General features: G+C 55.8%; 26 protein-coding genes. 18 read left to right on the top strand and 8 right to left on the bottom strand.

Going from position 1 to position 26,922, the window contains the following annotated elements; translation table 11 throughout:
• Positions 1 to 2 precede the first annotated feature (2 nt).
• Positions 3 to 863: a LysR family transcriptional regulator gene (locus LZ634_RS09685; RefSeq protein ID WP_234504433.1), complete on the bottom strand. Its 861-nt coding sequence runs from the start codon at positions 861 to 863 to the stop codon at positions 3 to 5.
• A gap of 96 nt (positions 864 to 959) precedes the next feature.
• Between LZ634_RS09685 and LZ634_RS09680 the strand changes: the two genes are divergently transcribed.
• The 9 genes from LZ634_RS09680 (at position 960) to LZ634_RS09640 (ending at position 10,490) form a co-directional block, all read left to right on the top strand.
• The gene (locus LZ634_RS09680) at positions 960 to 1,469 is read left to right on the top strand and encodes a phenolic acid decarboxylase (RefSeq protein WP_234504473.1); all 510 of its coding nucleotides are present in this window, start codon (positions 960 to 962) and stop codon (positions 1,467 to 1,469) included.
• A 384-nt stretch (positions 1,470 to 1,853) separates the two neighbouring features.
• The gene (gene arnB, locus LZ634_RS09675) at positions 1,854 to 2,993 is read left to right on the top strand and encodes a UDP-4-amino-4-deoxy-L-arabinose aminotransferase (RefSeq protein WP_234504430.1); all 1,140 of its coding nucleotides are present in this window, start codon (positions 1,854 to 1,856) and stop codon (positions 2,991 to 2,993) included.
• 1 nt (position 2,994) lies between these two features.
• Entirely contained in the window at positions 2,995 to 3,975 is a 981-nt protein-coding gene (gene arnC / locus LZ634_RS09670) for an undecaprenyl-phosphate 4-deoxy-4-formamido-L-arabinose transferase (RefSeq protein ID WP_234504427.1), read from the top strand.
• A complete protein-coding gene (gene arnA, locus LZ634_RS09665; protein ID WP_234504424.1) occupies positions 3,975 to 5,960 on the top strand; it encodes a bifunctional UDP-4-amino-4-deoxy-L-arabinose formyltransferase/UDP-glucuronic acid oxidase ArnA in 1,986 nt (661 codons plus the stop codon). The genes arnC and arnA overlap by 1 nt, the downstream gene beginning before the upstream one ends.
• Entirely contained in the window at positions 5,957 to 6,859 is a 903-nt protein-coding gene (gene arnD / locus LZ634_RS09660) for a 4-deoxy-4-formamido-L-arabinose-phosphoundecaprenol deformylase (RefSeq protein ID WP_234504421.1), read from the top strand. The genes arnA and arnD overlap by 4 nt, the downstream gene beginning before the upstream one ends.
• The gene (gene arnT / locus LZ634_RS09655) at positions 6,856 to 8,511 is read left to right on the top strand and encodes a lipid IV(A) 4-amino-4-deoxy-L-arabinosyltransferase (RefSeq protein ID WP_234504419.1); all 1,656 of its coding nucleotides are present in this window, start codon (positions 6,856 to 6,858) and stop codon (positions 8,509 to 8,511) included. Before arnD ends, arnT begins: the two co-directional genes overlap by 4 nt.
• The gene (arnE, locus tag LZ634_RS09650) at positions 8,508 to 8,846 is read left to right on the top strand and encodes a 4-amino-4-deoxy-L-arabinose-phosphoundecaprenol flippase subunit ArnE (protein WP_234504417.1); all 339 of its coding nucleotides are present in this window, start codon (positions 8,508 to 8,510) and stop codon (positions 8,844 to 8,846) included. The genes arnT and arnE overlap by 4 nt, the downstream gene beginning before the upstream one ends.
• Positions 8,846 to 9,235 carry a 4-amino-4-deoxy-L-arabinose-phosphoundecaprenol flippase subunit ArnF gene (gene arnF, locus LZ634_RS09645; RefSeq protein ID WP_234504415.1) on the top strand — a complete coding sequence of 130 codons (390 nt, stop codon included), beginning with the start codon at positions 8,846 to 8,848 and terminating at the stop codon, positions 9,233 to 9,235. The genes arnE and arnF overlap by 1 nt, the downstream gene beginning before the upstream one ends.
• 64 nt (positions 9,236 to 9,299) lie before the next feature.
• On the top strand, positions 9,300 to 10,490 hold the full coding sequence (locus tag LZ634_RS09640) for an MFS transporter (protein WP_234504413.1): 1,191 nt from the start codon (positions 9,300 to 9,302) through the stop codon (positions 10,488 to 10,490).
• A 33-nt stretch (positions 10,491 to 10,523) separates the two neighbouring features.
• Here LZ634_RS09640 and LZ634_RS09635 read toward each other — a convergent pair whose 3' ends face one another.
• The gene (locus LZ634_RS09635; protein WP_234504410.1) at positions 10,524 to 11,081 is read right to left on the bottom strand and encodes a DcrB family lipoprotein; all 558 of its coding nucleotides are present in this window, start codon (positions 11,079 to 11,081) and stop codon (positions 10,524 to 10,526) included.
• A 73-nt stretch (positions 11,082 to 11,154) separates the two neighbouring features.
• On the bottom strand, positions 11,155 to 11,820 hold the full coding sequence (locus tag LZ634_RS09630) for a 7-cyano-7-deazaguanine/7-aminomethyl-7-deazaguanine transporter (protein WP_234504407.1): 666 nt from the start codon (positions 11,818 to 11,820) through the stop codon (positions 11,155 to 11,157).
• A 181-nt stretch (positions 11,821 to 12,001) separates the two neighbouring features.
• On the opposite strand from LZ634_RS09630, the gene tusA reads away from it, so the two are divergent.
• Together tusA and LZ634_RS09620 are read left to right on the top strand one after the other, a co-directional pair.
• Positions 12,002 to 12,247 carry a sulfurtransferase TusA gene (gene tusA / locus LZ634_RS09625; protein WP_061282604.1) on the top strand — a complete coding sequence of 82 codons (246 nt, stop codon included), beginning with the start codon at positions 12,002 to 12,004 and terminating at the stop codon, positions 12,245 to 12,247.
• 227 nt (positions 12,248 to 12,474) lie between these two features.
• Positions 12,475 to 14,376, top strand: coding sequence for a bifunctional metallophosphatase/5'-nucleotidase (locus tag LZ634_RS09620; RefSeq protein WP_234504405.1), 1,902 nt, complete (start codon positions 12,475 to 12,477; stop codon positions 14,374 to 14,376).
• Positions 14,377 to 14,453: 77 nt separating this feature from the next.
• On the opposite strand, the gene zntA is transcribed toward LZ634_RS09620, so the two are convergent.
• Positions 14,454 to 16,664, bottom strand: coding sequence for a Zn(II)/Cd(II)/Pb(II) translocating P-type ATPase ZntA (zntA, locus tag LZ634_RS09615; RefSeq protein ID WP_234504402.1), 2,211 nt, complete (start codon positions 16,662 to 16,664; stop codon positions 14,454 to 14,456).
• A gap of 78 nt (positions 16,665 to 16,742) precedes the next feature.
• A complete protein-coding gene (locus LZ634_RS09610) occupies positions 16,743 to 17,369 on the bottom strand; it encodes a lysoplasmalogenase (RefSeq protein WP_234504398.1) in 627 nt (208 codons plus the stop codon).
• Between the two features lie 140 nt (positions 17,370 to 17,509).
• Here LZ634_RS09610 and LZ634_RS09605 point away from each other — a divergent pair, with 140 nt between their 5' ends.
• Positions 17,510 to 17,866 (top strand): DUF2500 domain-containing protein, encoded by a 357-nt coding sequence (locus LZ634_RS09605; protein ID WP_234504396.1) that lies wholly within the window; start codon positions 17,510 to 17,512, stop codon positions 17,864 to 17,866.
• A gap of 37 nt (positions 17,867 to 17,903) precedes the next feature.
• On the opposite strand, the gene LZ634_RS09600 is transcribed toward LZ634_RS09605, so the two are convergent.
• Together LZ634_RS09600 and rsmD are read right to left on the bottom strand one after the other, a co-directional pair.
• A complete protein-coding gene (locus LZ634_RS09600; RefSeq protein WP_061282599.1) occupies positions 17,904 to 18,185 on the bottom strand; it encodes a DUF1145 family protein in 282 nt (93 codons plus the stop codon).
• Positions 18,175 to 18,771 (bottom strand): 16S rRNA (guanine(966)-N(2))-methyltransferase, encoded by a 597-nt coding sequence (rsmD, locus tag LZ634_RS09595; protein ID WP_234504392.1) that lies wholly within the window; start codon positions 18,769 to 18,771, stop codon positions 18,175 to 18,177. Before rsmD ends, LZ634_RS09600 begins: the two co-directional genes overlap by 11 nt.
• 179 nt (positions 18,772 to 18,950) lie before the next feature.
• Between rsmD and ftsY the strand changes: the two genes are divergently transcribed.
• The 6 genes from ftsY (at position 18,951) to livJ (ending at position 26,327) form a co-directional block, all read left to right on the top strand.
• Positions 18,951 to 20,681 carry a signal recognition particle-docking protein FtsY gene (gene ftsY / locus LZ634_RS09590; protein ID WP_234504388.1) on the top strand — a complete coding sequence of 577 codons (1,731 nt, stop codon included), beginning with the start codon at positions 18,951 to 18,953 and terminating at the stop codon, positions 20,679 to 20,681.
• Positions 20,682 to 20,683: 2 nt separating this feature from the next.
• Positions 20,684 to 21,352, top strand: a complete 669-nt coding sequence (gene ftsE / locus LZ634_RS09585) for a cell division ATP-binding protein FtsE (RefSeq protein WP_234504385.1) — start codon at positions 20,684 to 20,686, stop codon at positions 21,350 to 21,352.
• Positions 21,345 to 22,403 (top strand): permease-like cell division protein FtsX, encoded by a 1,059-nt coding sequence (gene ftsX, locus LZ634_RS09580; RefSeq protein WP_234504384.1) that lies wholly within the window; start codon positions 21,345 to 21,347, stop codon positions 22,401 to 22,403. The genes ftsE and ftsX overlap by 8 nt, the downstream gene beginning before the upstream one ends.
• Before the next feature lie 256 nt (positions 22,404 to 22,659).
• Entirely contained in the window at positions 22,660 to 23,514 is an 855-nt protein-coding gene (rpoH, locus tag LZ634_RS09575) for an RNA polymerase sigma factor RpoH (RefSeq protein ID WP_234504383.1), read from the top strand.
• A gap of 185 nt (positions 23,515 to 23,699) precedes the next feature.
• Positions 23,700 to 24,965: a 4-aminobutyrate--2-oxoglutarate transaminase gene (locus LZ634_RS09570; RefSeq protein ID WP_234504382.1), complete on the top strand. Its 1,266-nt coding sequence runs from the start codon at positions 23,700 to 23,702 to the stop codon at positions 24,963 to 24,965.
• 258 nt (positions 24,966 to 25,223) lie between these two features.
• Positions 25,224 to 26,327 carry a branched chain amino acid ABC transporter substrate-binding protein LivJ gene (gene livJ, locus LZ634_RS09565; protein WP_112203516.1) on the top strand — a complete coding sequence of 368 codons (1,104 nt, stop codon included), beginning with the start codon at positions 25,224 to 25,226 and terminating at the stop codon, positions 26,325 to 26,327.
• 83 nt (positions 26,328 to 26,410) lie between these two features.
• On the opposite strand, the gene panM is transcribed toward livJ, so the two are convergent.
• Positions 26,411 to 26,794, bottom strand: coding sequence for an aspartate 1-decarboxylase autocleavage activator PanM (gene panM / locus LZ634_RS09560; protein ID WP_234504381.1), 384 nt, complete (start codon positions 26,792 to 26,794; stop codon positions 26,411 to 26,413).
• Between the last annotated feature and the right edge of the window lie 128 nt (positions 26,795 to 26,922).

The following is a 26,922-nucleotide window of genomic DNA, read 5'->3' as shown; positions in this document are numbered from 1 at the left end:
CCTTATCTCTCCTGCTGGCTAAACAGCGCCAGCAGCATTTCCACCTGTTCGTCGAGCGGGGCCAAATCCTGTTTGACGATCAGATGCAGCGGCGTGGCGCGCCTGATCCCGTGACTCAGCGGCAAAAGTTTTAACGTCCCTTGGGCTAGCTCCTCCGCAATTCTCTCCTCCGGCAGCCAGCCGTAACCGACCTGATACATCACCGCATCGATAGCGGCATCAATGGTGGAGAAGGTCCATGCATCGCGGCCCGCCTGCCGGTCGCTGTCGGCGATACGAATCAGCGGCCACGGGCGCAGCAGCTCATCGTTGAGGGGTTCTGGCTGATTGAATAAAGGGTGAGCGCGATGGGCCACGGCAACAAAATCGATATTCATCAACCATTCGCCGCGTCCGGTGATGTCCTGACGACGCGTCAACACCATCACATCCGCCTCGCTCTGCGCAACATCATTGCCACTGGCGTTTTCCAGCACTTCGGTCAGCCGCACCTGGGTTTGCGGGTAGCGCTGCTGAAACTGACGCAGTATGGCGAACAGCCGTTGGCGAGGGAAAATACTGTCGACCACCAGATCCAGCCGGGTACGCATCCCCTCGCGCAGCGTGGCGGCGCGGCTTTCAACCCGGGTAAAGGCTTTCAGCAGCGGTTTTACTTGGCCCAGCAGCAGTTCGCCCGCTGGTGTTAATACCGCCCGCCGACCTTCTGCGACCAGCAGCGCCACTCCCAGCCGTTCTTGTAACAGCGCCAGGTTATAGCTCACCGACGACTGGCTACGGTTGGTCTGCTCTGCGGCTTTGGCAAAGCTACCTAGCTCGACCACGTTCTCCAGTAAAGCCCATTGTTCCAGCGTCGTTCTATGCATAATTGATTTAATAATTAGATGAATTTCATTAAAACATAGCGTTATTCATTCGCTTTTTAAAGCAATAAGATCTCTGCATCGACACAAGGAGATTTCATTATGAGCAACTTTGATAAACATGATTTGAGCGGTTTCGTTGGCAAACATTTGGTCTATACCTACGATAATGGCTGGAACTACGAAATTTACGTTAAAAACGGCAGTACTCTGGATTACCGTATTCACAGCGGCATTGTGGCGAATCGGTGGGTGAAAGATCAGCAGGCGTACATTGTGCGCGTTGGCGAAAGCATCTACAAAATTTCCTGGACTGAGCCGACCGGTACCGACGTAAGCCTGATTGTGAATCTGGGCGATAAACTGTTCCACGGCACGATCTTCTTCCCGCGCTGGGTGATGAATAATCCAGAAAAAACGGTGTGCTTCCAGAATGACCACATCCCGCTGATGAACGCTTATCGTGATGCGGGGCCCGCTTATCCAACGGAAGTGATTGATGAATTTGCCACAATCACCTTTGTTCGCGACTGTGGTGCCAATAACGATAGCGTAATTAACTGCCCGGCGAGTGAATTACCAAAAGATTTTTCTGCTAATTTACGTTAATTGTTAAGTTCATCTATATGCATTATTTATTACACTAATATGCAACGAAGGTTAATTTAGTCACTAAATAAAATTCTTGTTTAGATGGCGTTGAATAATGTGATTTCGCGCTCAGTTAGCATGTAAGCTGGGCGCTTTATTTTCATTATTAAGCTGACGTAATTAATTGATAAACAATTAATTTCGTTTATTTCTCATTTATTGTCTCAACCCGCCCACCTTTCTTAATCTTATCCTAAGATAACACTGTTACTTTTACCGCAATCGAATGTTGCCGGTTTAAATATCATGTCTATTCATTCCTGATTTTAACAAAACAACTGTCGTTGGGTTTTATTCACTGTTCAGGCGTGCTCATTTTAGGTAATAGGGTAAGGAACATTCATGAGTGATTTTCTGCCGTTTTCCCGCCCCTCCATGGGCGAGGCGGAGTTCGCGGCGCTCAAAGAGGTGCTGCAATCCGGTTGGATCACCACCGGGCCAAAAAATCAGGCGCTGGAAGAGGCGTTCTGCGCCTTAACGGGGAACCGTTTTTCTATCGCTGTCAGCTCCGCTACCGGTGGGATGCACGTAACGCTGATGGCGATGGGCATTGGCCCCGGCGATGAAGTGATTACCCCGTCCCAAACCTGGGTCTCCACCCTCAATATGATCGTTCTGCTGGGGGCTACGCCGGTGATGATCGACGTCGATCCCGACAATCTGATGATCACCCCGGAGGCCGTTGAAGCCGCCATTACGCCGCGGACTAAAGCGATTATCCCGGTGCACTATGCCGGCGCACCTGCTGATATCGATGGCATTCGCGTCGTCGCCGACCGCCACGGTATTCCGTTGATTGAAGATGCCGCGCACGCCGCTGGCACCTACTACAAAAATCGTCACGTTGGCTGGCAAGGGACGGCGATTTTCTCCTTCCACGCTATCAAGAACATGACCTGTGCTGAAGGCGGGTTGATTGTTACCGACGATGAGCAACTGGCGAACCGTATTCGTAGCCTGAAGTTCCACGGCCTGGGCGTGGATGCCTATGACCGTCAGACTCTTGGCCGCGCTCCGCAGGCGGAAGTTATCAGCCCGGGCTTTAAGTACAACCTGGCGGATATCAATGCCGCGCTGGCGTTGGTGCAACTGGGGAAACTCGGGCTGGCCAATCAGCGCCGTAGCGAGATAGCAACGCGCTATACCAAAGAGTTGGCCGACACGCCTTTCCAGCCGCTGGCCGTTCCGGCCTGGTCGCATCTACACGCCTGGCATCTGTTCATTATCCGCGTAGACGAGCAACGCTGTGGTATCAGCCGCGATGCATTGATGGAACAGCTGAAGGCGAAAGGCATCGGCACCGGGCTGCATTTCCGCGCAGCGCATACACAAAAATATTACCGCGAGCGTTTTCCTGACCTGTCGCTGCCGAATACCGAATGGAACAGCGCGCGTATCTGCTCGATCCCCTTGTTCCCGGATATGACCGATGACGATGCCACCCGCGTGATTACGGCGCTCCATCAGCTCGCAGGACGTTGAAATGTTTGAATACCCGAAAGTTAAAAAAGTTTCCGTGGTGATCCCGGTGTACAACGAGCAGGAGAGCCTGCCGGAGTTGATTCGTCGTACCGACGAAGCCTGTGCCCTGTTGGATTGCGAATATGAAATTCTGCTGGTTGACGACGGCAGCGTTGATGACTCGGCGCAGATGCTGGTTGCCGCCGCCGAAGCCCCGGACAGCCATGTGGTCGCGGTGCTGCTCAACCGTAACTATGGTCAGCATTCGGCGATTATGGCCGGGTTCAGCCACGTGACCGGTGATTTGATTATCACCCTTGATGCCGACCTGCAAAACCCGCCGGAAGAAATTCCGCGCCTGGTTGAGAAGGCGAACGAAGGCTATGACGTGGTCGGCACCGTACGACAAAACCGCCAGGACAGCGTATTCCGTAAGACCGCATCGAAGATGATTAACCGCCTGATCCAGCGGACCACCGGTAAAGCGATGGGCGATTACGGCTGCATGCTGCGCGCTTATCGTCGCCACATTATTGACGCGATGCTCAACTGCCATGAACGCAGCACCTTTATTCCGATTCTGGCAAATACCTTTGCCCGCCGCGCCGTGGAGATCCCGGTGCACCACGCCGAGCGCGAGTTCGGCGACTCGAAATACAGCTTTATGCGCCTGATTAACCTGATGTACGACCTGGTGACCTGTTTGACCACCACACCGCTGCGTCTGTTGAGCGTGGTCGGCAGCATTATCGCCGCCCTCGGTTTTGCCTTCTCGATTCTGCTGGTGGTACTGCGTCTGGTGCTCGGTGCGGAATGGGCGGGCGACGGCGTGTTCATGCTCTTTGCCATTTTGTTCATGTTCATCGGCGCCCAGTTCATCGGTATGGGGCTGCTTGGGGAATATATCGGCCGTATCTACAACGATGTGCGCGCCCGTCCCCGCTACTTTATTCAACGAGTTGTACGCCAGGAAAGCCTGGTGTCTGAAGAGGAAAATCAGTAATGAAAGCTGTTGTATTTGCCTATCACGACATGGGTTGCACTGGTATTCAGGCACTGCTGGACGCCGGATACGACATTGAGGCTATCTTCACGCACCCGGATAACGCCGGTGAGAATAATTTCTTCGGCTCCGTTGCCCGTCTGGCGGCTGAACAGGGCATTACTGTCTATGCCCCTGAAGATGTTAACCACCCGCTGTGGGTTGACCGCATTCGTGCGATGTCTCCAGAAGTCATTTTCTCTTTCTATTACCGCAATCTGCTGAGCGATGAGATCCTCAAGCTGGCCCCGAAAGGCGCATTCAACCTGCACGGTTCGCTGCTGCCGAAATACCGTGGCCGTGCGCCGCTGAACTGGGTGCTGGTTAACGGCGAGAATGAAACCGGTGTGACTTTGCATCGCATGACTTCTCGCGCCGACGCGGGCGATATCGTTGCCCAGCAGTCCGTGGCGATTGCTGACTCTGATGTGGCGCTGTCGCTCCACCGTAAACTCTGTTCTGCCTCCCAGATGCTACTGGGCGATGCGCTGCCGAAAATCCGCAGCGGTCAGGCACAGGAGCGTGCGCAGGATGATTCTCAGGCCACCTATGTGGGCCGCCGTACTCCGGAAGATGGCCGTCTGGAGTGGGAAAAACCGGCGCAGACGCTGCACAACATGGTTCGCGCGGTGAGCGATCCGTGGCCGGGCGCGTTTGGCTTTGTGGGGACCAGCAAATTTATCGTCTGGAAATCCCGCGTACGTACCGATCTGCCGGCAGTGAAACCGGGCACCGTACTTTCCGTTGCGCCGCTGGTTGTCGCTTGTGGTGAAGGCGCGCTGGAAATCGTCACCGGCCAGAGCGCCAACGGCGTCTACATGCAGGGCGCACAGCTGGCACCGGCGCTGGGCCTGGTCGCCGGCGCGCTGCTCTCCAGCCGTCCGTTTACTGCCGTAAAACGCCGTACCCGCGTGCTGATTCTGGGGGTTAACGGCTTTATCGGTAATCACCTGACCGAACGCCTGTTGCAGGATGATAACTACGAAATCTACGGTCTGGATATTGGCTCCGATGCCATCAGCCGTTTCCTCGACTGCCCGCGCTTCCACTTTGTTGAAGGGGATATCAGCATTCACTCCGAGTGGATCGAATATCACATTAAGAAATGCGACGTGGTACTGCCGCTGGTGGCGATCGCCACGCCAATTGAATACACCCGCAACCCGCTGCGCGTGTTCGAGCTGGATTTCGAAGAGAACCTGAAGATTATTCGCGACTGCGTGAAGTACAACAAACGCATCATCTTCCCGTCGACTTCGGAAGTGTACGGTATGTGTACCGACGCCAATTTCGATGAAGATACCTCGAACCTGGTGGTGGGGCCTATCAACAAGCAGCGCTGGATCTACTCAGTGTCCAAGCAGCTGCTTGACCGCGTAATTTGGGCCTACGGTGACAAAACCGGCCTCAAGTTTACGCTGTTCCGTCCGTTTAACTGGATGGGGCCACGTCTTGATAACCTGAACGCCGCGCGTATCGGTAGTTCACGCGCCATCACCCAGTTGATTCTGAACCTGGTTGAAGGCTCACCGATTAAGCTGATTGAAGGCGGTAAACAGAAGCGTTGCTTCACCGACATCAGCGACGGTATCGAAGCGCTGTTCCGCGTTATCGAAAACAAAGATGGCCGTTGCGACGGGCAGATTATCAACATCGGTAATCCGGACAACGAAGCGAGCATCAAAGAGCTGGCGGAAATGCTGCTGGATTGCTTCGAGCGCCACCCTCTGCGCGACCGTTTCCCTCCGTTTGCCGGTTTCCGCGAAGTGGAAAGCAGCGACTATTATGGTAAGGGTTATCAGGACGTTGAGCACCGTAAGCCGAGCATCCGCAACGCGAAACGCTGTCTCGACTGGCAGCCAACCGTTGAGATGCAGCAGACGGTTGAAGAGACGCTGGACTTCTTCCTGCGTACGGTGGAACTGACGGACGAAAAACCATCATGAAAAAAGTAGGTTTGCGCGTTGATGTGGATACCTTTCGCGGTACGCGTGAAGGGGTTCCCCGGCTGATGGCGGTGCTAAAAAAGCATCGCGTCCAGGCCAGTTTTTTCTTCAGCGTCGGGCCGGATAACATGGGGCGCCATCTGTGGCGCCTGGTAAAACCGAAGTTCTTGTGGAAGATGCTGCGCTCGCGCGCGGCATCGCTGTATGGCTGGGATATTCTGCTGGCCGGTACCGCCTGGCCTGGCCGTCGTATTGGCACGGCTAACGCTGAGATTATCCGCAATGTGGCGCAGGTCCATGAAGTCGGGCTGCATGCCTGGGATCACCACCGCTGGCAGCAATGGAGCGGCGTGTGGAAAGAGCAGCCGCTGGTGGAGGAAATTGGTCGCGGTCTGCGTGAACTCGAGTCCATTCTTGGGCGTCCGGTTTCCTGTTCTGCGGTAGCCGGTTGGCGCGCCGATCAGCGGGTGGTGAAGGCCAAAGAGTCGTTTGATTTTCACTACAACAGCGATTGTCGCGGCACGCAGCCGTTTCGCCCGCAGTTGAGCAACGGTGAACTCGCCACGGTGCAAATCCCCGTGACGCTGCCGACCTGGGATGAAGCGGTGGGAACCGTAGTCAGCGCCGATGGCTTTAACCGCTGGCTGCTGGAAAAAATTCGCCTCGATAGCGGAACGCCGGTTTATACCATTCACGCGGAAGTTGAAGGCGGCGTTTGTGCCGAGCAATTCGACCATTTGTTGACTCTGGCCGCCCAGCAGGAAATTCATTTTTGCCCATTGAGCCAGCTTCTGCCGGATGACTTTGGTCAGCTTCCGGTTGGGAAAGTGGTGCGTGGAGAGATTGCCGGTCGTGAAGGCTGGCTTGGTTGCCAACAACTTTTGAGCCCCGATGTATGAAATCCCTTCGCTACGGAATTTCGTTAGTTGCATTGTTCGTGCTGTATTACCTGGTTCCACTCAACTTCCGGCTGCTGTGGCAGCCGGATGAAACCCGCTATGCGGAGATCAGCCGTGAGATGCTGGCGACCGGCGACTGGGTCGTCCCTCATTTCCTGGGGTTACGCTATTTTGAAAAGCCAATTGCCGGTTACTGGATTAACAGTATCGGACAGTGGCTGTTTGGCCACAACAACTTTGCCGTGCGCTTTGGCGTGGTGTTCTCCATTACCGTTTCCGCACTGCTGGTAGTCTGGCTGGCGTGGAAAATCTGGCGTGACCGCAAGGTAGCGCTGCTCTCCGGCGTGATTTTTTTAACCGCGTTCCTGGTTTACGGGATTGGCACCTACGCGGTTCTCGACCCGATGATCACCCTGTGGATGACCATGGCGATGGTCAGCTTTTGGCTGGCGGCGTCGGCTGAAACAACCGGCCAGCGATTCTGGGGTTATGTGCTGCTGGGTATCGCCTGCGGGATGGGGGTGATGACCAAAGGTTTCCTCGCGCTGGCGGTGCCGGTGATTGGCGTTCTGCCGTGGGTGATTGCCCAAAAACGCTGGCGGGAAGTGCTGATGTGGGGCTGGCTGTCGGTGCTGGTTTGTGTGCTGACCGTCTTGCCGTGGGGGCTAGCGATTGCCGAACACGAAGGTGATTTCTGGCGCTATTTCTTCTGGGTGGAGCATATTCAGCGTTTCGCCCAGAGTGATGCCCAACACAAAGCGCCATTCTGGTACTACATCCCGTTCCTGATCGCCGGAAGCTTACCGTGGCTGGCGTTACTGCCGGGAGCGCTCAAACGTGGCTGGCGCGAGCGCGAAGGGCACGGGGGAGCGCTGTACCTGCTGGGCTGGGTTGTCATGCCGTTCCTGTTCTTCAGTATCGCCAAAGGCAAGCTGCCAACCTATATTCTGCCGTGCTTTGCGCCGCTGGCGATGCTGATGGCACGCTATGCGGTCGAGGCCGCCAAAACCGGCACCAAAGCGCTGCGGGTGAACGGTATTATCAACATCGTCTTCGGCGTTGTGGGCCTGATTGCCGTGGTGGTCGTCTCGCCGTGGGGGCCGATGAAGCACCCGGTGTGGATGCAAATCGAGTTGTATAAATGCGTACTGGCTGCGGTGGCGTTCTTTGTCTGGGCGCTGATGGGCTGGCTGTCGATAAAACCGGGAACCCAGCGCTGGACGCTGGCTGCGCTCTGTCCGTTGGGGCTGGCGCTGCTGGTGGGTTTTGCGATTCCTGACCGCGTAACCGACAGCAAGCAGCCGCAGTTCCTGGTCGACATAGTGAACGAGTCGCTGGCACCGAGCCGCTACGTGCTGAGCAACAGCGTCGGGGTGGCCGCAGGGCTGGCGTGGGAGCTTAAGCGCAGCGATGTGATGCTGTATGGTCAGCAGGGGGAGCTGAAATATGGCCTTTCATATCCTGACGCCAAAGACCGCTATCTCTCAAGCGATGATTTCCCGCAGTGGCTGGCGGCACACCGTCAGGAAGGCCCAATCTCATTGGTGCTGCTACTGTCGCGCAACGTGAAGTTGGCGGATCTGCCGCTGCCAAAACCAGATGAGGTGTACATGATGGACCGCACCGTCTTTATTCAGTATCGCCCGCAATGATTGTTTGGGCCTGCTTGCTGCTCGCCAGCCTATTGAGCTGCGCCGGGCAGCTGTGCCAAAAACAGGCGACGCGTCCCGCCCCACGAGGGCGGCGTGGTCGTCACCTGCTCACCTGGCTTGGGCTGGCGCTGGCGCTGCTCGGGCTGGGAATGCTGCTGTGGCTACTGGTATTGCAGCAGATCCCGGTCAGCGTGGCCTATCCGATGCTGAGCCTGAACTTTGTGTGGGTGACGCTGGCGGCGCGAATCATTTGGCGTGAACCGGTAAGCCGTCGCCACTGGGCGGGCGTGGTGCTGATTATTATGGGCATCATGCTATTGGGGAGCAGCGTCTGATGGGTCTGTTATGGGCATTAATGAGCGTTGCGCTGGTGAGCGCTGCGCAGCTGACGCTGCGTACGGCGATGACCACGCTGCCGTCAGCGGAACAACCGTGGGTTCTGGTGCTGCATCTGCTGCACTTCGGCGATGGAACGCTGGCGCTGCTGTTGGGGCTGCTGGGCTATGTGGCGTCGATGGCCTGCTGGTTCTTCGCGTTGAAGCGCCTGCCGCTGGCGAAGGCGTATGCGTTACTGAGTCTGAGCTATATGGTGGTGTGGCTGGCCGCCATTTGGCTACCCGGCTGGCATGAGCCGTTCTCATGGCGCGGGCTGCTGGGCGTGGTGCTGATTGTGGGCGGGGTGATTACCATTTTCTGGCCGAATAAATCAGCGCGCACTTCCTGACGCGTCTCGCCCCGGCGACAAAATATGCAATAATGCCGTTTTGTCGCGCTTTAAGGGATTATCTATGCCAGCGGCCGACGCAGAGGTGCAGCTTAGCGGTCTGCGCCTCAACTTGCGTATTGTCTCCGTCGTTATCTTTAACTTCGCCAGCTATCTTACGATTGGCCTGCCGCTAGCGGTGCTGCCAGGCTATGTCCATGATGTCATGGGATTTAGCGCTTTTTGGGCGGGGCTGGTGATTAGCCTACAGTATTTCGCCACGCTGCTCAGTCGCCCTCACGCCGGGCGTTATGCCGACCAGCTAGGGCCGAAAAAAATCGTCGTCTTCGGTTTATGCGGCTGCTTCCTCAGCGGGGTTGGCTATCTGCTGGCGTCACTGGGTAGCGGCTGGCCGCTGGTGAGCCTTGTGCTGCTGTGCATTGGCCGCGTGATCCTCGGTATTGGCCAAAGTTTTGCGGGAACCGGCTCCACCCTGTGGGGCGTTGGCGTGGTCGGTGCTCCCCATATTGGGCGGGTTATTTCCTGGAATGGTATCGTCACCTACGGTGCGATGGCGATGGGCGCGCCGCTGGGTGTGCTTTGCTATCGCTATATCGGCCTGCAAGGGCTGGCGCTGGCGATCATGGCGGTAGCCGCGGTGGCTATTCTGGCAGCACTTCCACGTGCAGAGGTGAAAGCCACCAAAGGCAAACCGATGTCGTTTCGTGCCGTGCTGGGCCGCGTCTGGCCCTATGGAATGGCGCTGGCCCTGGCATCGGCCGGGTTTGGCGTCATCGCCACCTTTATCACTCTGTTCTACGACGCTAAAGGTTGGGATGGTGCGGCCTTCGCGCTCACGCTGTTTAGCTGTGCTTTCGTCGGCACCCGGCTGCTGTTCCCCAACGGTATAAATCGTCTGGGTGGTCTGAACGTGGCGATGATCTGTTTTGCCGTTGAGGTGATCGGTTTGCTGCTGGTGGGCGTCGCGGCGACGCCGCTGATGGCAAAAGTGGGCACCTTCCTGGCAGGCGCGGGCTTTTCGCTGGTTTTCCCGGCTCTGGGCGTCGTTGCCGTTAAAGCGGTGCCGCAGCAAAATCAGGGCGCGGCGCTGGCCACCTATACCGTGTTTATGGATCTGTCGCTGGGGATAATCGGGCCGCTGGCCGGGCTGATGATGGCGTGGATGGGCGTGTCGACTATCTATATTGCGGCGGCAGGGCTGGTCATGCTGGCGCTGCTGCTGGGATGGCAGCTAAAAAAACGGCCTCTGGCGTAACCACGCGAGAGGCCGTTGGGTCATCAAACGAAATTAGTTGATGACCAGCGTATTAATGATTTTTTCCGCATCGGCCTGCGCCTGCTGCTGGTTGTCCGCTGGCAGCGTAACCTGCAGGGTCAGCAGTTTGTCGTCGACTTTACCCAGCACCACGGAAGAGTAAGCGGTCTGCCCTTTGGCAGAAATGATGCTATCGAGCTGTTGCAGGGTATGGCCCTTCACGTCGATAGATTTGTTGGTGACAACCTGCAGCTGTGGATCACGACTGCGCTGTTGTTCTTCCAGACGATTGGTCAGTACGGCCAGATCTTCATTGGTGCCGTCGCCGACGATAACGATGATTGCTTTCTGGCCGGTGGCATCGGAATAAACGTGCATGTTGTTGCTTTGGGTACCGAGCTTACCGCTCTGGTCGGTCATCCCGGCCGGCAGCGTGAAGCTGAGTTTACCGTCTAACAGGCTGATAGCCTGACCGGCGGCGTCACTTGCGGCAGCCGAACCCTGTGCTGGGGTGCTGGTATCGCTGTTGTCACAGGCAGCAAGACCCATAACCAGCAGGCCAATACCAACGTATTTCACCATTTTGCGCATTGACTTCTTCCTTTCGATAAACAGCCACTAACGGCTCATTCCGCTATCTTATCACAACCAATGTCATGAACTCTTAGCCGGGCTGTGCTGCGGATAAATCGGATTTATCTGCCAGCCTTTTCATCAGCATATTCAACAATACGCCATACATCGGCAGGAAGAAAACAATGCTGATCAGCACCTTAAAGGTGTAGTCCACGAGGGCGATTTCCACCCAATGGGCCGCCATAAAGGGATCGGTGCTGCGCCAGAAGGCGATGAAGAAGAACGCCAGCGTATCGCTGATGTTACCGAACAGCGTGGAAGCCGTAGGCGCCAGCCACCAGTGTTTGCTTTGACGCAGACGGTTAAACACGTGGACGTCGAGAATCTGCCCCAGGGCGTAGGCCATAAAGCTCGCGGCGGCGATACGGGCGACAAACAGGTTGAAGTGCGCCAGCGCGCCGAAGCCCTGCCATTCTCCCATGTAAAACAGAGAGGAAATGACGTAGGAGATCATCAGCGCCGGGATCATCACCGCGAAGACGATGCGACGAGCCAGTGGTGCGCCAAAGATCCGCACGGTGAGGTCGGTTGCCAGGAAAATAAACGGAAAGCTAAACGCGCCCCAGGTGGTGTGGAATCCGAAAACGGACACCGGTAGCTGCACCAGATAGTTACTGGAGGTGATCACCAACAGGTGAAATAGCGATAGCCAAACAAGCGCATGACGGCGCTGCGTGGAGGTAAAGGGAGTCATATTGTACCTTTTTAGTGGTTGGGGTGAGGGAACCCAATAATCTGCAAAACAATTGCAGGGGCGGAATGATACTGCTTTCCCGTTTCATTGCAATGGTTGTTTTTCACGCAATCGTTAACCTTGTTGCGTTGCGAGAGGGTCGGCGTAAACTAATGCCGTTTTTTCACATGACGAGATGATAATGACCGATTTGTTCTCCAGCCCCGACCACACTTTAGACGCGCAGGGACTCCGTTGCCCGGAGCCGGTCATGATGGTGCGCAAAACCGTGCGTACGATGCCGGTGGGCGAAACGCTGCTGATCATTGCCGACGACCCCGCGACTACGCGCGATATCCCCGGTTTTTGCCGTTTTATGGAACATGAACTGATTGCTGAGCAGACCGAGTCGCTGCCGTATCAATACCTGTTGCGTAAAAGTCACTAATGCCGGATGACGGCTGCGCCTCTATTAATGAGCATGCTTATCATAACATATTGATTTTATTTGTTTGGTAGGCGCAGCCCCTCTCTGCTTCCCCCTGAAGGAGGGTTCGTAGGGCTAATCTTGAGCTGCCTCTCAGTTTCAATGTCTATCCTGTAAAGCCGCTAGCCAATTTATTGATGTGAATCGCATAATTTCCCCTCATTTTCCTTCCGGCACATCAAATAAAAATGAAAAAATCGATTCTTGCGCTTTTACTTGGCTTAGGTACCTCTGCGGCGATGGCTGAACCCGTCAATATCACTATCCTCGGCACCTCCGATCTTCATGGCACTTTTGTGCCATGGGACTATTCCACCGATACCGAAAATCTGGCGGGTAGCCTGAGTCAGATTGCCACCCAGGTGCGCAAAGTTCGCAGTGAACAACCGAACGTCATTTTGGTCGACGCGGGCGATACCATTCAGGGCAACTTTGTCGAAACCTTCAAGAACGACAAAACCAGCCCGATGATCCTCGGATTTAACGCGCTGGACTATGACGTCTGGGTGATGGGCAATCATGAATTCGACTTCGGCCTGAAATCGCTGTCGACCTCGCTAAACCAGTTCAAGGGCACGGCGCTGGCCGGCAATATTCTGTGGGACAGCGGTAAACCGTATCTCCCGGCGTCTAAAATCATTGAACGTCAGGGCGTGAAGATCGGCATTATCGGAATGGATACGCCGATGACCGCCGAGTTCGCCAAAGGCACCGACCGGGTGAAAGGGCTGAATTTCACCGATCCGGTCGACGCGGTGAAAAAGACCATTGAGCAACTTCAGGGGCAGGTAGATGCCATTGTGCTGGTGGCGCATATGGGTATTGATAACGAAAACCAGCGTCCGGGCACCGGCGTGGGTGATATCGCGCGCGCGAACCCTGAGCTGGCGGCAATTGTTGCTGGGCATATGCATGTGAAGGTCGATAAAGAGGTCATTAACGGCGTTATCGTCACCGAGCCGGACAAATATGGCCGCGCGCTGTCGCGTATCGACCTGCAGTTTGAGCAGCACAACGGTAAGTATGTGTTGATCAATAAAGACAGCTACACCTACACCATCAAAGGCATGGCTTCTGATAAGACTCTGGAAGAGGTGTATCAGCCGTATCACAAGATTTTACGCGCCAACGCCAATCGCCCGATTGCTCAGTTGAGCGGCCAGGATCTGGTGCCGCCGGATGCGGTGAAGGGCATTCCGCAGGTGCATATCCAGGATACCGGTATTAGCAAGATGTATCAGGAGGCCAGCCGCCACTACGCGCCGAAGGCACAGGTGATTGCGTTGCAGATTGATAACGACCGTCCGAAATTAAACGTCGGCACCATCACAGCGAAAGATATCGCCTTTAACTATCAGTATGCGGGCGGGGAAATCACCGTCTATCAGCTGACGGGCAAAGAGCTGAAGAAATACATGGAGTGGTCTGCGGGTTACTTCAATCAGCTGCATGACGGTGACGTAACCTACAGCTTTAATCCGCAGCGCCGGGCGTCCAAATATTCTACCAACGATTTCTTCGACGGGGTGACCTACAAAATCGATCTGCGTCAGCCCGCCGGGCAGCGTATTCAGGACCTGAAAATGACCGACGGGACGCCGGTGACGGACAGCACGCCGATTCGCCTCGGAATGAACAGCTACCGCATGGGCCATCTGACGCAAAAAGGCGGCGCGCTGGAAGGCATGCAGTTCCCGGTGCTCTCGGACAGTAAAGCGGAGTATGGCGAAGAGGCCGGTACGATTCGCAATCTGACGATCCGTTATCTGACCGAAGTGAAAAAGGGGCAATATCAGGGCGTGACGGAGCAGCGCTGGCAGCTGGTTGGCCTGCAAGGCTATGACCGTGAACGTAAAATCGTCGAAACGCTGCTCAATGAAGGCAAAATCAGCGTCCCAACCACTGACGATGGGCGCTACAGCAACGTGGCGTCATTCAATGTGAAAGAACTGCTGTTCAGTGACCAACAAGCGAAGCAGCAGAAAAAGGCGGCATTGCAGGCGGAGCTGGCGGCGGCAGGTTCTCCGGCAGCGAAGAAATTCGTCAGTGACCAGCTGGTGGTGCTTGAGGCGATAAATCAGCCTGGATGATATTGATAGGCCGGGCGGTCGGGTTGACCGCCCGGAACGTGGGCTGGATAAGTATCGTGCCAGCCCGCCACTCCCCATTAAGCGCTAAATTTCCCTCGCAGCAGACGCAGTGCGTTGAGCGTCACCAGCACCGTAGCGCCGGTATCGGCCAGCACGGCCAGCCACAGCCCGGTCATCCCCAGCAGGGTGGTGACAAGGAAAATCCCTTTCAGCCCCAGGGCGATGGTGATGTTCTGCCGCACGTTGGCATGGGTGGCGCGTGCCAGACGAATCATCTGTACCAGCCCGGTTAAACGGTTGTGGGTCAGCGCCGCATCGGCGGTTTCCAGCGCCACATCGGTACCGCTGCCCATCGCAATCCCCATCGCCGCCGCTTTCATTGCCGGAGCGTCGTTAATACCGTCGCCGACCATCGCCAGCGGCCCCTGGGCGTTAAGCGCGGTGACTTCTGTCACCTTATCGGCTGGCAGCAGGTTGGCGCGGTAGACCATACCAAGTTCATCGGCAATCGCTGCCGCTGCCCGCGGGTTATCGCCGGTCAGGATAATCCCCTGAATCCCTAGTTCGCGCAGGCCATCGACCGCCTGACGGGCTTCCGGACGCACCGTATCGCGCAGCGCCAGAATCCCCAGTAGCGTGTTGTCGCGAGTCACCAGCACCACCGTGTTACCCTGGTTTTCTAATTGTTCAATCTGCGCCTGCTGCGTATCGGCGGGGAACTTGCCCGCTGCGCAGATAACGATACGCTGACCGTCAACTTCCGCCTCAATCCCCGAGCCGACCAGCGCGCGCTGTGCCTGAGCCTGCGGAATGGTCAGATTGCGCTGCTGTGCTTCACGCACCACCGCCTGGGCCAGTGGATGAGTTGAACCCTGCTCGACGGCGGCCGCCATCGCCAGCAGCGCTGCTTCATCGACATCCGCCGTTGGGATGACCGCCGTCACCTGCGGTTTGCCCAGCGTCAGGGTGCCGGTTTTATCAAAGGCCATCTGGGTGATGCGGCCTAACTGTTCCAGCGCCGCGCCGCCTTTAATCAGCGCACCGTGGCGTGCGGCGGTCGCCAGACCCGAGGTAATCGCCGCCGGCGTGGAGATTACCAGCGCACATGGACAGCCAATCAGCAGCAGGGTCAGTCCTTTGTAAATCCACTCTTCCCATGATGCGGAAAGCAGCAGCGGCGGGACTAGCGCGACCAGCAGTGCAATCGCCATAATCACCGGCGTGTAAATGCGGCTGAAACGGTCGATAAAGCGTTCGATTGGCGCGCGGCGTTCTTCCGCTTCTTCAATCAGACGCAGGATGCGGTCGATGGCGCTGTCGCCGGGTTTGGAAATCACGCAGAGCTGCACCAGACGGTCGGCGCTGGTCGCGCCAGCCGGTACGCTTTCGCCCGCGCTGCGTTCAACCGGGATCGACTCGCCGGTGAGGGCGCTTTCATCGAAGCTGGCGAATGGCGTGATGAGCTTACCGTCAGCAGGCAGACGACCACCGGCGGCGACTTCAATCACATCACCGGGCTGTAAATCTTTCTGCGCCACCGTTTCACGCTGACCGTCGCGCACCCGCACGGCGGTATCGGGTTTTAGCGCCATCAGCGCGCTTACGCCCTGACGCGCGCGGTTGGCGGCCCAGCCTTCGAGCCGTTCGCCGATTAAAAACAGCAGCAGTACCATCGCCGCTTCCGCCGTCGCGCCGATAAATAGCGCACCAATAGCCGCCACGCTCATCAGCGTTTCGATGGCAAACCAGCTGCCGCTCTTAATCAGGCGCAGTGACTGTCGAGCGATCGGGAACAGCCCGACCAGGGTGGTGGCGATAAAGGCTAAATTGCCGAGCGGATGGTTGAGCTGCTCCAGCCCCCAACTGATGGCCATCATCACGATGAGGGCTATCAGCGGCAGGTTTTCCTTCAGGCGGGAGACTTCAACTTCTGGTGTGGAGGCGTCCTCGCCGCGCAGTGTATAGCCCGCGGCGCTGACCGCTTTTTCAATCTGTGCGCGGACGTCTTCGTCGGCGTCGACCAGCAGTTTTTCCGTGGCGAACAGCACTTTGGCCTGTTTCACGCCGGGGACCTGGCGCGCGGCGGTTTCCACTTTGCGGGCGCAGGCGGCGCAGTCCATCCCGTTAACCACCCAGCTGTAGCGTGCTTCCAGTGCGCTTTCTACCGGTGTTTCCACGGTGGAGCATTGGCTATCGCAGCAGCAATCGTCCTGCGCCTGCGGGGCAGGAGCCAGCTTGAATGAGGAGAACTGCGGGGCTTTTTTGTCATGCGTCTCTGGAGTCGACATCGTATCCTCCGGTTAATGATCGTTGTTTCATTAAGCGCAGCATACACTCTGGAGTCGACTCCAGAGTCAAGCAGGAAATTACAAATAAAGTGCGCGAACGATAAAGAAGTGTCCAGCAAAGTAGCAGGCGGCGTAAATGGCGGTATCCGCGCGGAAACGGCAGCGATACTGACTCACCAGCCATATAATATTGCCGAGCAGCAATAGCGCGGCGCCGAAGAATCCGGACATCGCGGTATCGGTTGGGCGCAGGAACCACAGTTCGCCCGCCACCCAGACCATCACCAGGGTAATGCCAACAAAGGCCAGCACCGGCAGACGCATCTCTTCCAGCCTTGTCCAGATCGTGACTAGCAGCAGCGCGCCAATCACCAGTAATATTACCGGCAGCGGCCAGAAGAAGGTGAAGGTCAGCTGGCCGGCAAACCAGATGGTATAAAGCAGGTGCGAGAGGAAAAAGGCCCCCACCGCGTAGAGCATGCGCTGTCGCGGCAGCAGCGTTAGCGCATCACCGACCAGCGCGGCACACAGACCCGCCAGCACCAGATAGCTGATGGCGTTAAACATCGGCGCCTGCCAGGCGAGAAACAGCAATAAAATGAGGGTGATAGGTTTGAATGCCCAGCGCTGCCAGGTTGGGCCACGGTAGGCGGCGTCAACGTAGAGCCACCCGGAGAAGAAAACTGCGATAAACGACCAAAGCATATTAAGTCCCTGTATCTGTTATCTTAATAGGTACGGTGTTGCCAGTCCTGAATGTCCAGTGTAGTAGTGGGGAATGCAGGATGACAATGACTGACTGCACCGTTTACTCTGATTTGCGTAAATTCTTATGAGAACCTGAAATGAGCAAAATGCCTTTGTTTTTCGTCGTTGTGGTGGCGATTATCGTCATTGCCGCTTCGTTTCGCTACGTTCAGCAGCGCCGGGAAAAAATGGATAACGACGCCGCGCCGCTACTGCAAAAGCGGGTGGTGGTGAGCAACAAACGGGAAAAAGTGCTCAACGATCGCCGTTCGCGTCAGCAGACGGTGGCGCCCGCAGGCAGTGAAATGCGCTATGACGTGAGCTTTAAGCCCGAACAAGGGGGGCTGGAGGTGAGTTTCCGCGTGGAAGCCGCGCAGTATCACCAACTGACGGTCGGAGATAAAGGAACGTTGAGCTATAAAGGCTCGCGCTTTGTCGAGTTTAAGGCGGATTAAGTCATGCGGGCCTGGTGTGGTCACCAGGCCGACAGGTTTATTTCTTCTTTTTCAGGCTGGCAGCCGTTTTCTTTTGCCACACCAGCAGCTCAAACACGCCAAAGAGGAAGATGCGGACTTTCTCGCCGAACGTCATCTGTGGGCCATCTTTTGGCATCGTGGATTGCAGCAGTGCCATCTGCATACCGTGCATTAACACCATAAAAATCAGCGCGACGTTGACGAAAATATTCAGCGGGCGCGGGAACGGCTGAATGACATTCAGCACCAAAAATGCCCATACGCATAGCATCAACAAGCGACCCAGATTAATCAGCATCCTTTTCTCCCTGAACTTCACGATGATAGAGGCGGTAAGCGACCTGACCGGCAATTTTCTCCCGGTGCAGATCCCAGCTGGCGGGTACCGGTGGCATACCGTTTTCCACTTCACTTTCAACGTAGATGAGCGCGCTATCCGCTAGCCAGCCGTTTGTTTCCAGCAGATTTAGCGTCTCTTCCAGTAGCCCTTTACGGAACGGCGGATCGATAAACACCACATCATGCGGTGTGCCGCTTTGGTTAAGGTAGGTCAGGGTGTTGGTGTTCACCACTTTGCCGTGTTCGGCTTTTAGCGTGGCAAGATTTTTTTGCAGCTGCTGAGCAACGTGACGTTCCATCTCCAGCAGCGTCGCGCTGGCGGCATAGCGGGAGAGTGCTTCCAGCCCTAACGCGCCGCTACCGGCGAAACAGTCCAGACAGCGGGCGTCTACCATTGACGGTGCCAGCCAGTTAAAAAGGGTTTCACGCACGCGGTCGGTGGTGGGTCTGAGACCTGGGCTGTCGGGGACAGGAAGTTTACGGCCGCGCCACTGCCCGCCAATAATGCGGATCTGGCCACTGCCGCCGGAGGTTGGTTTTTTCATTTGCTCGCTCTGATCGCTCTTTCAGCCTGCTATTCTAGCGATCTGCTCTGCCGGGTGAAAGCGGTGAAGCCAGGGAAGTTAAGTGGTAGACTAAGCGACTAATTTCATCATTATTTCAGCCTTCGCGTCGATTGTGGCGAAGTGGCGCCATCAATTATCTGCGGGGAGTGTGGTTGCAAATGGCAAAAGAGAAAAAACGCGGGTTTTTTTCCTGGCTGGGCTTTGGTCAAAAAGAACAGGATCAGGTTGTTGAATCAGAAGAAAAAATTGAAGAACAGCCGGCGGTAGAATCGTCGGCCGTCGAGCCTGAAACGGTTGTTGAAACGCCCGCTGTTGAAGATGTGGTGGCCAAAGAGACTGCCGTAGCGCATACGGTTGAAGAAAGTGAAGTTTTCGCCGCCGATGTGGTTGACGTCACTGAACAGGTTGCGGAAAGCGAAAAATCGCACGAAGTTGCTGACGAAGTTGTACCTGCCGTTGAAGAGACTCTGGTCGCCGAAGAGGCCGCACCGGTGCGGGCGGAAGAGCTGCCGGTGGTTGAGGACAACGCGCCAATCGTCATGGCCGAAACGCCGAGCGTCGAAGAGCCGGTACGGGTAGAAGATTTCCCGGTGGCGGAAGAAAACGCACCTGCCGCGGTAGAAGAGGCTCCGGTTGTCGAAGAGATTGCCCCGGTATTGGTTGAAGAGCTGCCGGTCGTTGAAGACAACGCGCCAGTGGCCCCGGAAGAAACGCTGGTTGTCGAAGAAACTGCGCCGGTACGCGTTGAAGATCTGCCGGTCGTTGACGTGATTGCGCCTGAAGTTGAAGCCGTTGCCGAAACCGTCGCGACCGAAGAAGCCGACGCTGAAGAGACTGAGCTGACCGACGAAGAGTTGGAAGCCCTGGCGCTGGCCGCCGAGCCGCAGGACGAGACGGCGGTTGAAGATATTGAAGAAGAGGCGGTGAATGAAGCGCCCGCCGCGCAGCAGGAACAGGAAAAACCGACCAAAGAAGGTTTCTTCGCGCGCCTGAAACGCAGCCTGTTAAAAACCAAAGAAAACCTCGGTTCCGGATTTATCAGTCTGTTCCGCGGCAAGAAAATCGACGATGATCTGTTTGAAGAGCTGGAAGAGCAGCTGCTGATTGCCGACGTCGGCGTGGAAACCACCCGTAAAATCATCGCCAGCCTGACCGAAACGGCCAGCCGTAAGCAGCTTAAAGATGCGGAAGCGCTGTACGGCCTGCTGAAAGATGAAATGGGTGAAATCCTCGCAAAAGTGGATGAACCGCTTAATATTGAAGGCAAAACCCCGTTCGTTATTCTGATGGTCGGCGTCAACGGTGTGGGTAAAACCACCACCATCGGCAAGCTGGCGCGTCAGTTCGAACAGCAGGGTAAAACGGTGATGCTGGCGGCGGGCGATACCTTCCGTGCGGCAGCGGTTGAGCAGCTCCAGGTGTGGGGCGAGCGCAACAATATTCCGGTGATTGCGCAGCATACCGGCGCGGATTCCGCCTCGGTGATTTTCGATGCGATTCAGGCGGCAAAAGCGCGTAACGTTGATGTGCTGATTGCCGATACCGCAGGGCGCTTGCAGAACAAGTCGCACCTGATGGAAGAACTGAAAAAAATCGTCCGCGTGATGAAGAAGCTGGATGTTGAAGCACCGCATGAAGTGATGCTGACGATTGACGCCAGCACCGGGCAAAATGCCATTAGCCAGGCCAAACTGTTCCATGAAGCGGTGGGGCTGACCGGCATCACGCTGACTAAACTCGACGGAACTGCCAAAGGCGGGGTGATATTCTCCGTGGCAGATCAGTTCGGCATTCCGATTCGTTATATCGGCGTCGGCGAACGTATTGAGGACTTACGTCCGTTTAAAGCGGGCGATTTTATTGAGGCACTTTTTGCCCGAGAGGATTAATCATGATTCGCTTTGAACACGTCAGCAAAGCCTATCTCGGCGGGAGACAAGCGCTGCAGGGGGTGACTTTTCACCTGCAGCCAGGCGAGATGGCATTCCTGACCGGCCATTCCGGCGCAGGTAAAAGTACTTTGCTGAAACTTATCTGCGGGATTGAGCGGCCAAGCGCCGGGAAGATTTTGTTCGGCGGCCACGATATCAGCCGCCTGCAAAACCGTGAGGTGCCGTTTCTGCGCCGCCAGATCGGCATGATTTTCCAGGATCACCATCTGCTGATGGACCGCACCGTGTTTGATAACGTGGCTATCCCGCTGATTATCGCGGGGGCGAGCTATGATGATATTCGCCGCCGTGTCTCTGCGGCACTGGATAAAGTTGGCTTGCTCGATAAAGCGAAAAATCTCCCGATTCAGCTATCCGGCGGTGAACAGCAGCGCGTGGGGATCGCCCGTGCGGTGGTCAACAAACCGGCAGTTCTGCTGGCGGATGAACCAACCGGTAACCTCGATGACGCGCTGTCGGAAGGCATTCTGCGCCTGTTCGAAGAGTTCAACCGCGTGGGGGTGACGGTGCTAATGGCGACGCACGACATCAATCTGATTTCTCGTCGTTCATACCGCATGCTGACGCTGAGCGACGGCCACTTGCATGGAGGCTTGACGGGTGAATAAGCGTGAAGCAATGAATCAAATTCGCCAGTTCGGCGGTCGTCTCGATCGTTTTCGCAAGTCGGTAACGGCATCTGGCGATGCGGGGCGTAATACACCGAAGCGCGGCAAACCGGCACCAAAGCCTAATTCGCGTAAAACCAACGTGTTCAATGAACAGGTGCGTTACGCCTGGCAGGGCGCGGTGCAGGACCTGAAAAGTAAGCCTATTGCCACTTTCCTGACGGTGATGGTTATCGCTATTTCCCTGACGCTGCCAAGTGTTTGCTACATGGTTTACAAGAACGTCAACACGGCGGCTTCGCAGTACTATCCTTCTCCGCAAATCACCGTCTATCTGGAAAAAACGCTGGATGACGATGCGGCGGCGAAAGTGGTTGGACAACTCCAGGCCGAGCAGGGTGTCGACAAGGTTAACTATCTTTCCCGCGATGAAGCATTGGGTGAGTTCCGTAACTGGTCGGGCTTTGGCGGTGCGCTGGATATGCTGGAAGAAAACCCGCTGCCTGCCGTGGCGGTGGTTGTGCCGAAAATCGATTTCCAGACCACCGATGCCTTAAACACATTACGTGACCGTGTGGCGCAGATTCAGGGCGTCAACGAAGTGCGTATGGATGACAGCTGGTTCTCCCGTCTGGCGTCCATTACCGGACTCGTTGGTCGCGTATCGGCGATGATCGGCGTGCTGATGGTGGCGGCGGTCTTCCTCGTCATCGGTAACAGCGTGCGTCTGAGTATCTTCGCCCGCCGTGACACCATTAACGTGCAGAAGCTGATTGGTGCAACGGATGGCTTTATTCTGCGCCCGTTCCTCTACGGCGGCGCGCTGCTGGGCTTCTCCGGCGCGTTCCTGTCGCTGATTCTGTCGGAAATTCTGGTGATGCGGTTGTCATCGGCGGTGACGGAAGTGGCGCGGGTATTTGGCACTCAGTTTGAGCTAAGCGGGCTGTCGTTTGATGAATGCTTGCTGCTGCTCCTGCTGTGCTCGATGATTGGCTGGGTGGCAGCCTGGCTTGCCACGGTCCAACATTTACGCCACTTTACCCCCGATTAAAAAAGTTCTGTTATACTCTCCCCCTGCGACGACTCACGTCCGCAGGGGATGCGTTATAAACCCCATCTTTCTGCCCTCGCGGCTATCGCGTGTCACATTTTGTGCGTAATTTGTTCACACTGTTGCATTGAACTTGTGGATAAACTCACTGTCTGATAAAAGAGCGGATGATATTCTCGTTGCTCATAGAGCCTGGCATGTTTGTTGCGTCTAGCGGCAAGCCTACGTCAGTATGAAGTGAATTGAGAGGATTTGAATGACCAAAGAAATGCAAAATTTAGCGTTAGCCCCTGTCGGTAACCTGGAATCTTATATCCGGGCTGCGAACACATGGCCGATGTTGACGGCTGATGAAGAAAAGGCGCTTGCTGAACGGCTGCATTACCAGGGCGATCTGGAAGCAGCTAAAACGCTGATCCTGTCTCACCTGCGCTTTGTTGTTCATATTGCTCGTAATTACTCGGGCTATGGCCTGCCGCAGGCGGACCTGATTCAGGAAGGCAACATTGGCCTGATGAAAGCGGTGCGTCGTTTTAACCCGGAAGTGGGCGTTCGCCTGGTCTCCTTTGCCGTGCATTGGATCAAAGCGGAAATCCACGAGTACGTGCTGCGTAACTGGCGTATCGTCAAAGTGGCCACCACCAAAGCACAGCGTAAGCTGTTCTTTAACCTGCGTAAAAACAAGCAGCGTCTGGGCTGGTTTAACCAGGATGAAGTGGAAATGGTTGCCCGTGAGCTGGGCGTATCCAGCAAAGACGTGCGCGAGATGGAATCTCGTATGTCAGCGCAGGACATGGCGTTTGATATGTCCTCTGACGATGATTCTGAAAGCCATTCCGTTGCACCGGTGCTCTATCTGCAGGATAAATCGTCTAACTTTGCTGACGGCATCGAAGACGATAACTGGGAAGAGCAGGCAGCCAACAAGCTGACCGACGCGATGCAGGGTCTGGACGAACGTAGTCAGGACATCATTCGCGCCCGCTGGCTGGACGAAGACAACAAGTCCACGCTGCAAGAACTGGCTGACCGTTATGGTGTTTCCGCCGAGCGTGTTCGTCAGCTTGAAAAGAATGCGATGAAAAAGCTGCGCGCGGCGATTGAAGCATAATAACGCCGGTTAGCTCGTTGCCCCGATAACCCCTGGATGCCCATCCGGGGGTTTTGTTTTTTATCCCGCCGTCATCACGCTTTCCTCTGTTTATTTCCATTTTGCCGCTGGCGTTAATGCAAACGATGGCAAAGACTGAATATGCGCTACGTATTTTTCCGTCTTTTATCGGCAGGGGGTTTACCGTGAGTAACGAGTCACTGAATCATCGGCGTTTACAGGCGACGCCACGCGGCGTTGGCGTGATGTGCGGTTTCTACGCAGAGCGCGCGGAGAACGCCACGCTGTGGGATATTGAGGGCAATGAGTATATTGATTTTGCCGCCGGGATTGCGGTGCTGAATACCGGCCATCGCCACCCGCAGGTGATTACCGCCGTGGAGAATCAGCTCAAGGCGTTCACCCATACCGCCTATCAAATCGTACCCTATGAAAGCTATGTATCATTAGCAGAACGTATTAATGCTGCGGCGCCAATTGCCGGGAATGCCAAGACCGCATTCTTCAGTACCGGGGCCGAGGCGGTGGAAAACGCGGTGAAGATTGCCCGTGCCTATACCAAACGCCCGGGACTTATCACCTTCGGCGGCGGATTCCATGGCCGTACCTTTATGACCATGGCGCTGACTGGCAAAGTCGCTCCGTACAAAATTGGCTTTGGCCCGTTCCCGGGCTCGGTCTATCACGGTATTTATCCGAACGCCGCCCACGGTGTCACCACCGAAATGGCGCTGAAAAGCCTGACCCACATCTTTAAAGCCGATATCGCGCCCGATCAGGTAGCAGCGATTATCCTCGAGCCGGTACAGGGCGAAGGCGGTTTTAACGTCGCGCCAGCCGACTTTATGCAGGGCCTGCGTGCGCTGTGCGATACCCACGGTATTTTGCTGATTGCCGACGAAGTGCAGACCGGTTTTGCCCGCACCGGCAAACTGTTCGCCATGGATTACCACAGCGTGAAGCCTGACCTTATCACCATGGCCAAAAGCCTGGCCGGCGGCTTCCCGCTTTCCGGCGTCGTTGGACGCGCGGAAGTGATGGATGCACCGGCACCGGGCGGTTTAGGCGGCACCTACGCCGGTAACCCGCTGGCGGTGGCCGCGGCGCATGCCGTGCTGGACGTTATTGAAGAAGAGGCATTGTGCACGCGGGCTAACCATCTTGGTCAGCATCTGATTGAAGTGCTCAATAAAGCGCGCGAGTCCTGCCCGGCGATTGCCGATGTGCGCGGCTTAGGATCGATGGTAGCGGTCGAATTTATCGACCCGCAAAGCGGCGAGCCGTCGCCGGAGTTTACGAAATTAGTTCAGGAGCGCGCGCTGGCGGAAGGCGTTCTGCTGCTGAGTTGCGGTGTGTACGGCAACGTTATCCGCTTCCTCTATCCGCTCACCATCCCAGAGAAACAGTTCCAGCAGGCGCTGGAGGTCATTCGTCGGGCGCTGACCGCATAGTTCTCTGCTGAACCCTGCCAGCCATTAAGCCACTCCGATGAGTGGCTTTTTTTTGTCATTTTTGCGTTACAAATCCGTCAAAATTATCGTTTCAATTCCATAAAAATGGGGTATGTTTTAGCAGAGTATGCTGCAAAAGCACAGGCAGTATCCCTTAATATTAATATCTTATACTTAGCGTGAGCCGCATATAAGAATAATGTGCTAAATAACAACATCACAACAAATGCAATAACCATAACAATGGGGAACCTCAGGATGAATATGAAGGGTAAAGCGTTACTGGCAGGATGTATTGCACTGGCATTCAGCAATATGGCATTAGCAGAAAATATTAAAGTTGCTGTCGTGGGTGCTATGTCTGGTCCGGTTGCGCAGTATGGCGATCAGGAGTTCAGCGGTGCAGAACAAGCGGTATCGGATATCAATGCTAAAGGCGGTATCAAAGGCAACAAACTGGAAATCGTGAAGTACGACGATGCCTGTGACCCGAAACAAGCGGTCGCGGTTGCTAACAAAGTGGTCAACGACGGCATCAAGTACGTTATCGGCCACCTGTGTTCCTCTTCCACTCAGCCAGCGTCTGATATCTATGAAGATGAAGGCATTCTGATGATCACCCCAGCGGCGACCGCTCCAGAGCTGACCGCGCGTGGCTATAAGCTGATTCTGCGTACCACCGGCCTGGACTCCGATCAGGGCCCAACTGCGGCCAAATACATCATCGACAAAGTGAAGCCGCAGCGCATCGCTATCGTGCATGACAAGCAGCAGTACGGTGAAGGCCTGGCACGTTCCGTACAGGATGGCCTGAAGAAGGGCGGTGCTAACGTGGTCTTCTTCGACGGTATCACCGCCGGTGAGAAAGACTTCTCCACGCTGGTGGCGCGTCTGAAGAAAGAAAATATCGACTTCGTTTACTTCGGTGGCTATCACCCGGAAATGGGGCAGATCCTGCGCCAGGCGCGCGCGGCGGGTCTGAAAACCCAGTTCATGGGTCCAGAAGGGGTCGCGAACGTGTCGCTGTCTAACATCGCGGGTGATTCTGCGGAAGGCCTGCTGGTGACTAAGCCGAAGAACTATGATCAGGTTCCGGCGAACAAACCAATCGTGGATGCGATCAAGGCGAAGAAACAGGATCCGAGCGGCGCATTCGTGTGGACCACTTACGCAGCGCTGCAATCTTTGCAGGCTGGCCTGAACCACTCCGACGATCCGGCTGAGATCGCCAAATACCTGAAAGCCAGCACCGTTGATACCGTGATGGGCCCGCTGTCATGGGATGAGAAAGGTGACCTGAAAGGCTTTGAATTCGGCATCTTTAACTGGCACGCCAACGGCACTGCAACCGACGCGAAATAAGATTCACCGCGCGGTGTGAGAACGTCAGACGCCCGGGCTACATGCGAGTAGTCCGGGCGTCATTCGCTAAGCCGGGGTCTGCGTTACCCTCTAACCCAGCCGTCATTCTGCATCGTAAAGCCCAATGCTTTGGCAAACGCCGCTATTTCCTGGCTCTCTTCTACGCCAGATTGGCTGAGCACCCAGCGGCTAACCTGCAGGTTGTCGTGCATGACCTCTTCAATCAGGTACTGACCCACGCCGCGGCGGCGGGTGATTTCGCGTACGCAAAGATCGTCCAGCATGCCCTGATTGCCGTTGAGCGTGACCCGCACCGCCGCAAGCAGGCGCTCGTTGAAACGCGCGGCGTACAAACGGTGGGTGTCATCGAGAGGAAGGTCGGTGGCGGTAACGCCAGGCCAGATCTTACCGAGACAGATACGATCCTGGTCGCTAAACGTGGTTAAACGAATGATGGTCAGTTTCATGGACGGTTTGCTCAAATCGAAAAAATTGCGGTCAGTTTACTCAATTTATCCTGCTGGCGGCTTTCTCTTTTTACGGCGTCTAACAGGGGATTAGTTTTTCGATACCGACACAGGCAGTTTGAAACATT

Origin of the sequence: Kluyvera intermedia, from assembly GCF_021440345.1 — a bacterium.
Classification (GTDB): domain Bacteria; phylum Pseudomonadota; class Gammaproteobacteria; order Enterobacterales; family Enterobacteriaceae; genus Kluyvera; species Kluyvera intermedia_A.
The sequence above is the reverse complement of the archived record's forward strand: the minus strand, read 5'-3'. Positions and strand labels throughout refer to the sequence as shown.

Coding starts and splice junctions, on each gene's coding strand:
- LZ634_RS09685 (WP_234504433.1), bottom strand. CDS start 863: ATGCATAGAACGACGCTGGAACAATGGGCTTTACTGGAGAACGTGGTC.
- arnB (WP_234504430.1), top strand. CDS start 1,854: ATGAGTGATTTTCTGCCGTTTTCCCGCCCCTCCATGGGCGAGGCGGAG.
- arnC (WP_234504427.1), top strand. CDS start 2,995: ATGTTTGAATACCCGAAAGTTAAAAAAGTTTCCGTGGTGATCCCGGTG.
- arnA (WP_234504424.1), top strand. CDS start 3,975: ATGAAAGCTGTTGTATTTGCCTATCACGACATGGGTTGCACTGGTATT.
- arnD (WP_234504421.1), top strand. CDS start 5,957: ATGAAAAAAGTAGGTTTGCGCGTTGATGTGGATACCTTTCGCGGTACG.
- arnT (WP_234504419.1), top strand. CDS start 6,856: ATGAAATCCCTTCGCTACGGAATTTCGTTAGTTGCATTGTTCGTGCTG.
- arnE (WP_234504417.1), top strand. CDS start 8,508: ATGATTGTTTGGGCCTGCTTGCTGCTCGCCAGCCTATTGAGCTGCGCC.
- arnF (WP_234504415.1), top strand. CDS start 8,846: ATGGGTCTGTTATGGGCATTAATGAGCGTTGCGCTGGTGAGCGCTGCG.
- LZ634_RS09640 (WP_234504413.1), top strand. CDS start 9,300: ATGCCAGCGGCCGACGCAGAGGTGCAGCTTAGCGGTCTGCGCCTCAAC.
- LZ634_RS09635 (WP_234504410.1), bottom strand. CDS start 11,081: ATGCGCAAAATGGTGAAATACGTTGGTATTGGCCTGCTGGTTATGGGT.
- LZ634_RS09630 (WP_234504407.1), bottom strand. CDS start 11,820: ATGACTCCCTTTACCTCCACGCAGCGCCGTCATGCGCTTGTTTGGCTA.
- tusA (WP_061282604.1), top strand. CDS start 12,002: ATGACCGATTTGTTCTCCAGCCCCGACCACACTTTAGACGCGCAGGGA.
- LZ634_RS09620 (WP_234504405.1), top strand. CDS start 12,475: ATGAAAAAATCGATTCTTGCGCTTTTACTTGGCTTAGGTACCTCTGCG.
- zntA (WP_234504402.1), bottom strand. CDS start 16,664: ATGTCGACTCCAGAGACGCATGACAAAAAAGCCCCGCAGTTCTCCTCA.
- LZ634_RS09610 (WP_234504398.1), bottom strand. CDS start 17,369: ATGCTTTGGTCGTTTATCGCAGTTTTCTTCTCCGGGTGGCTCTACGTT.
- LZ634_RS09605 (WP_234504396.1), top strand. CDS start 17,510: ATGAGCAAAATGCCTTTGTTTTTCGTCGTTGTGGTGGCGATTATCGTC.
- LZ634_RS09600 (WP_061282599.1), bottom strand. CDS start 18,185: ATGCTGATTAATCTGGGTCGCTTGTTGATGCTATGCGTATGGGCATTT.
- rsmD (WP_234504392.1), bottom strand. CDS start 18,771: ATGAAAAAACCAACCTCCGGCGGCAGTGGCCAGATCCGCATTATTGGC.
- ftsY (WP_234504388.1), top strand. CDS start 18,951: ATGGCAAAAGAGAAAAAACGCGGGTTTTTTTCCTGGCTGGGCTTTGGT.
- ftsE (WP_234504385.1), top strand. CDS start 20,684: ATGATTCGCTTTGAACACGTCAGCAAAGCCTATCTCGGCGGGAGACAA.
- rpoH (WP_234504383.1), top strand. CDS start 22,660: ATGACCAAAGAAATGCAAAATTTAGCGTTAGCCCCTGTCGGTAACCTG.
- livJ (WP_112203516.1), top strand. CDS start 25,224: ATGAATATGAAGGGTAAAGCGTTACTGGCAGGATGTATTGCACTGGCA.
- panM (WP_234504381.1), bottom strand. CDS start 26,794: ATGAAACTGACCATCATTCGTTTAACCACGTTTAGCGACCAGGATCGT.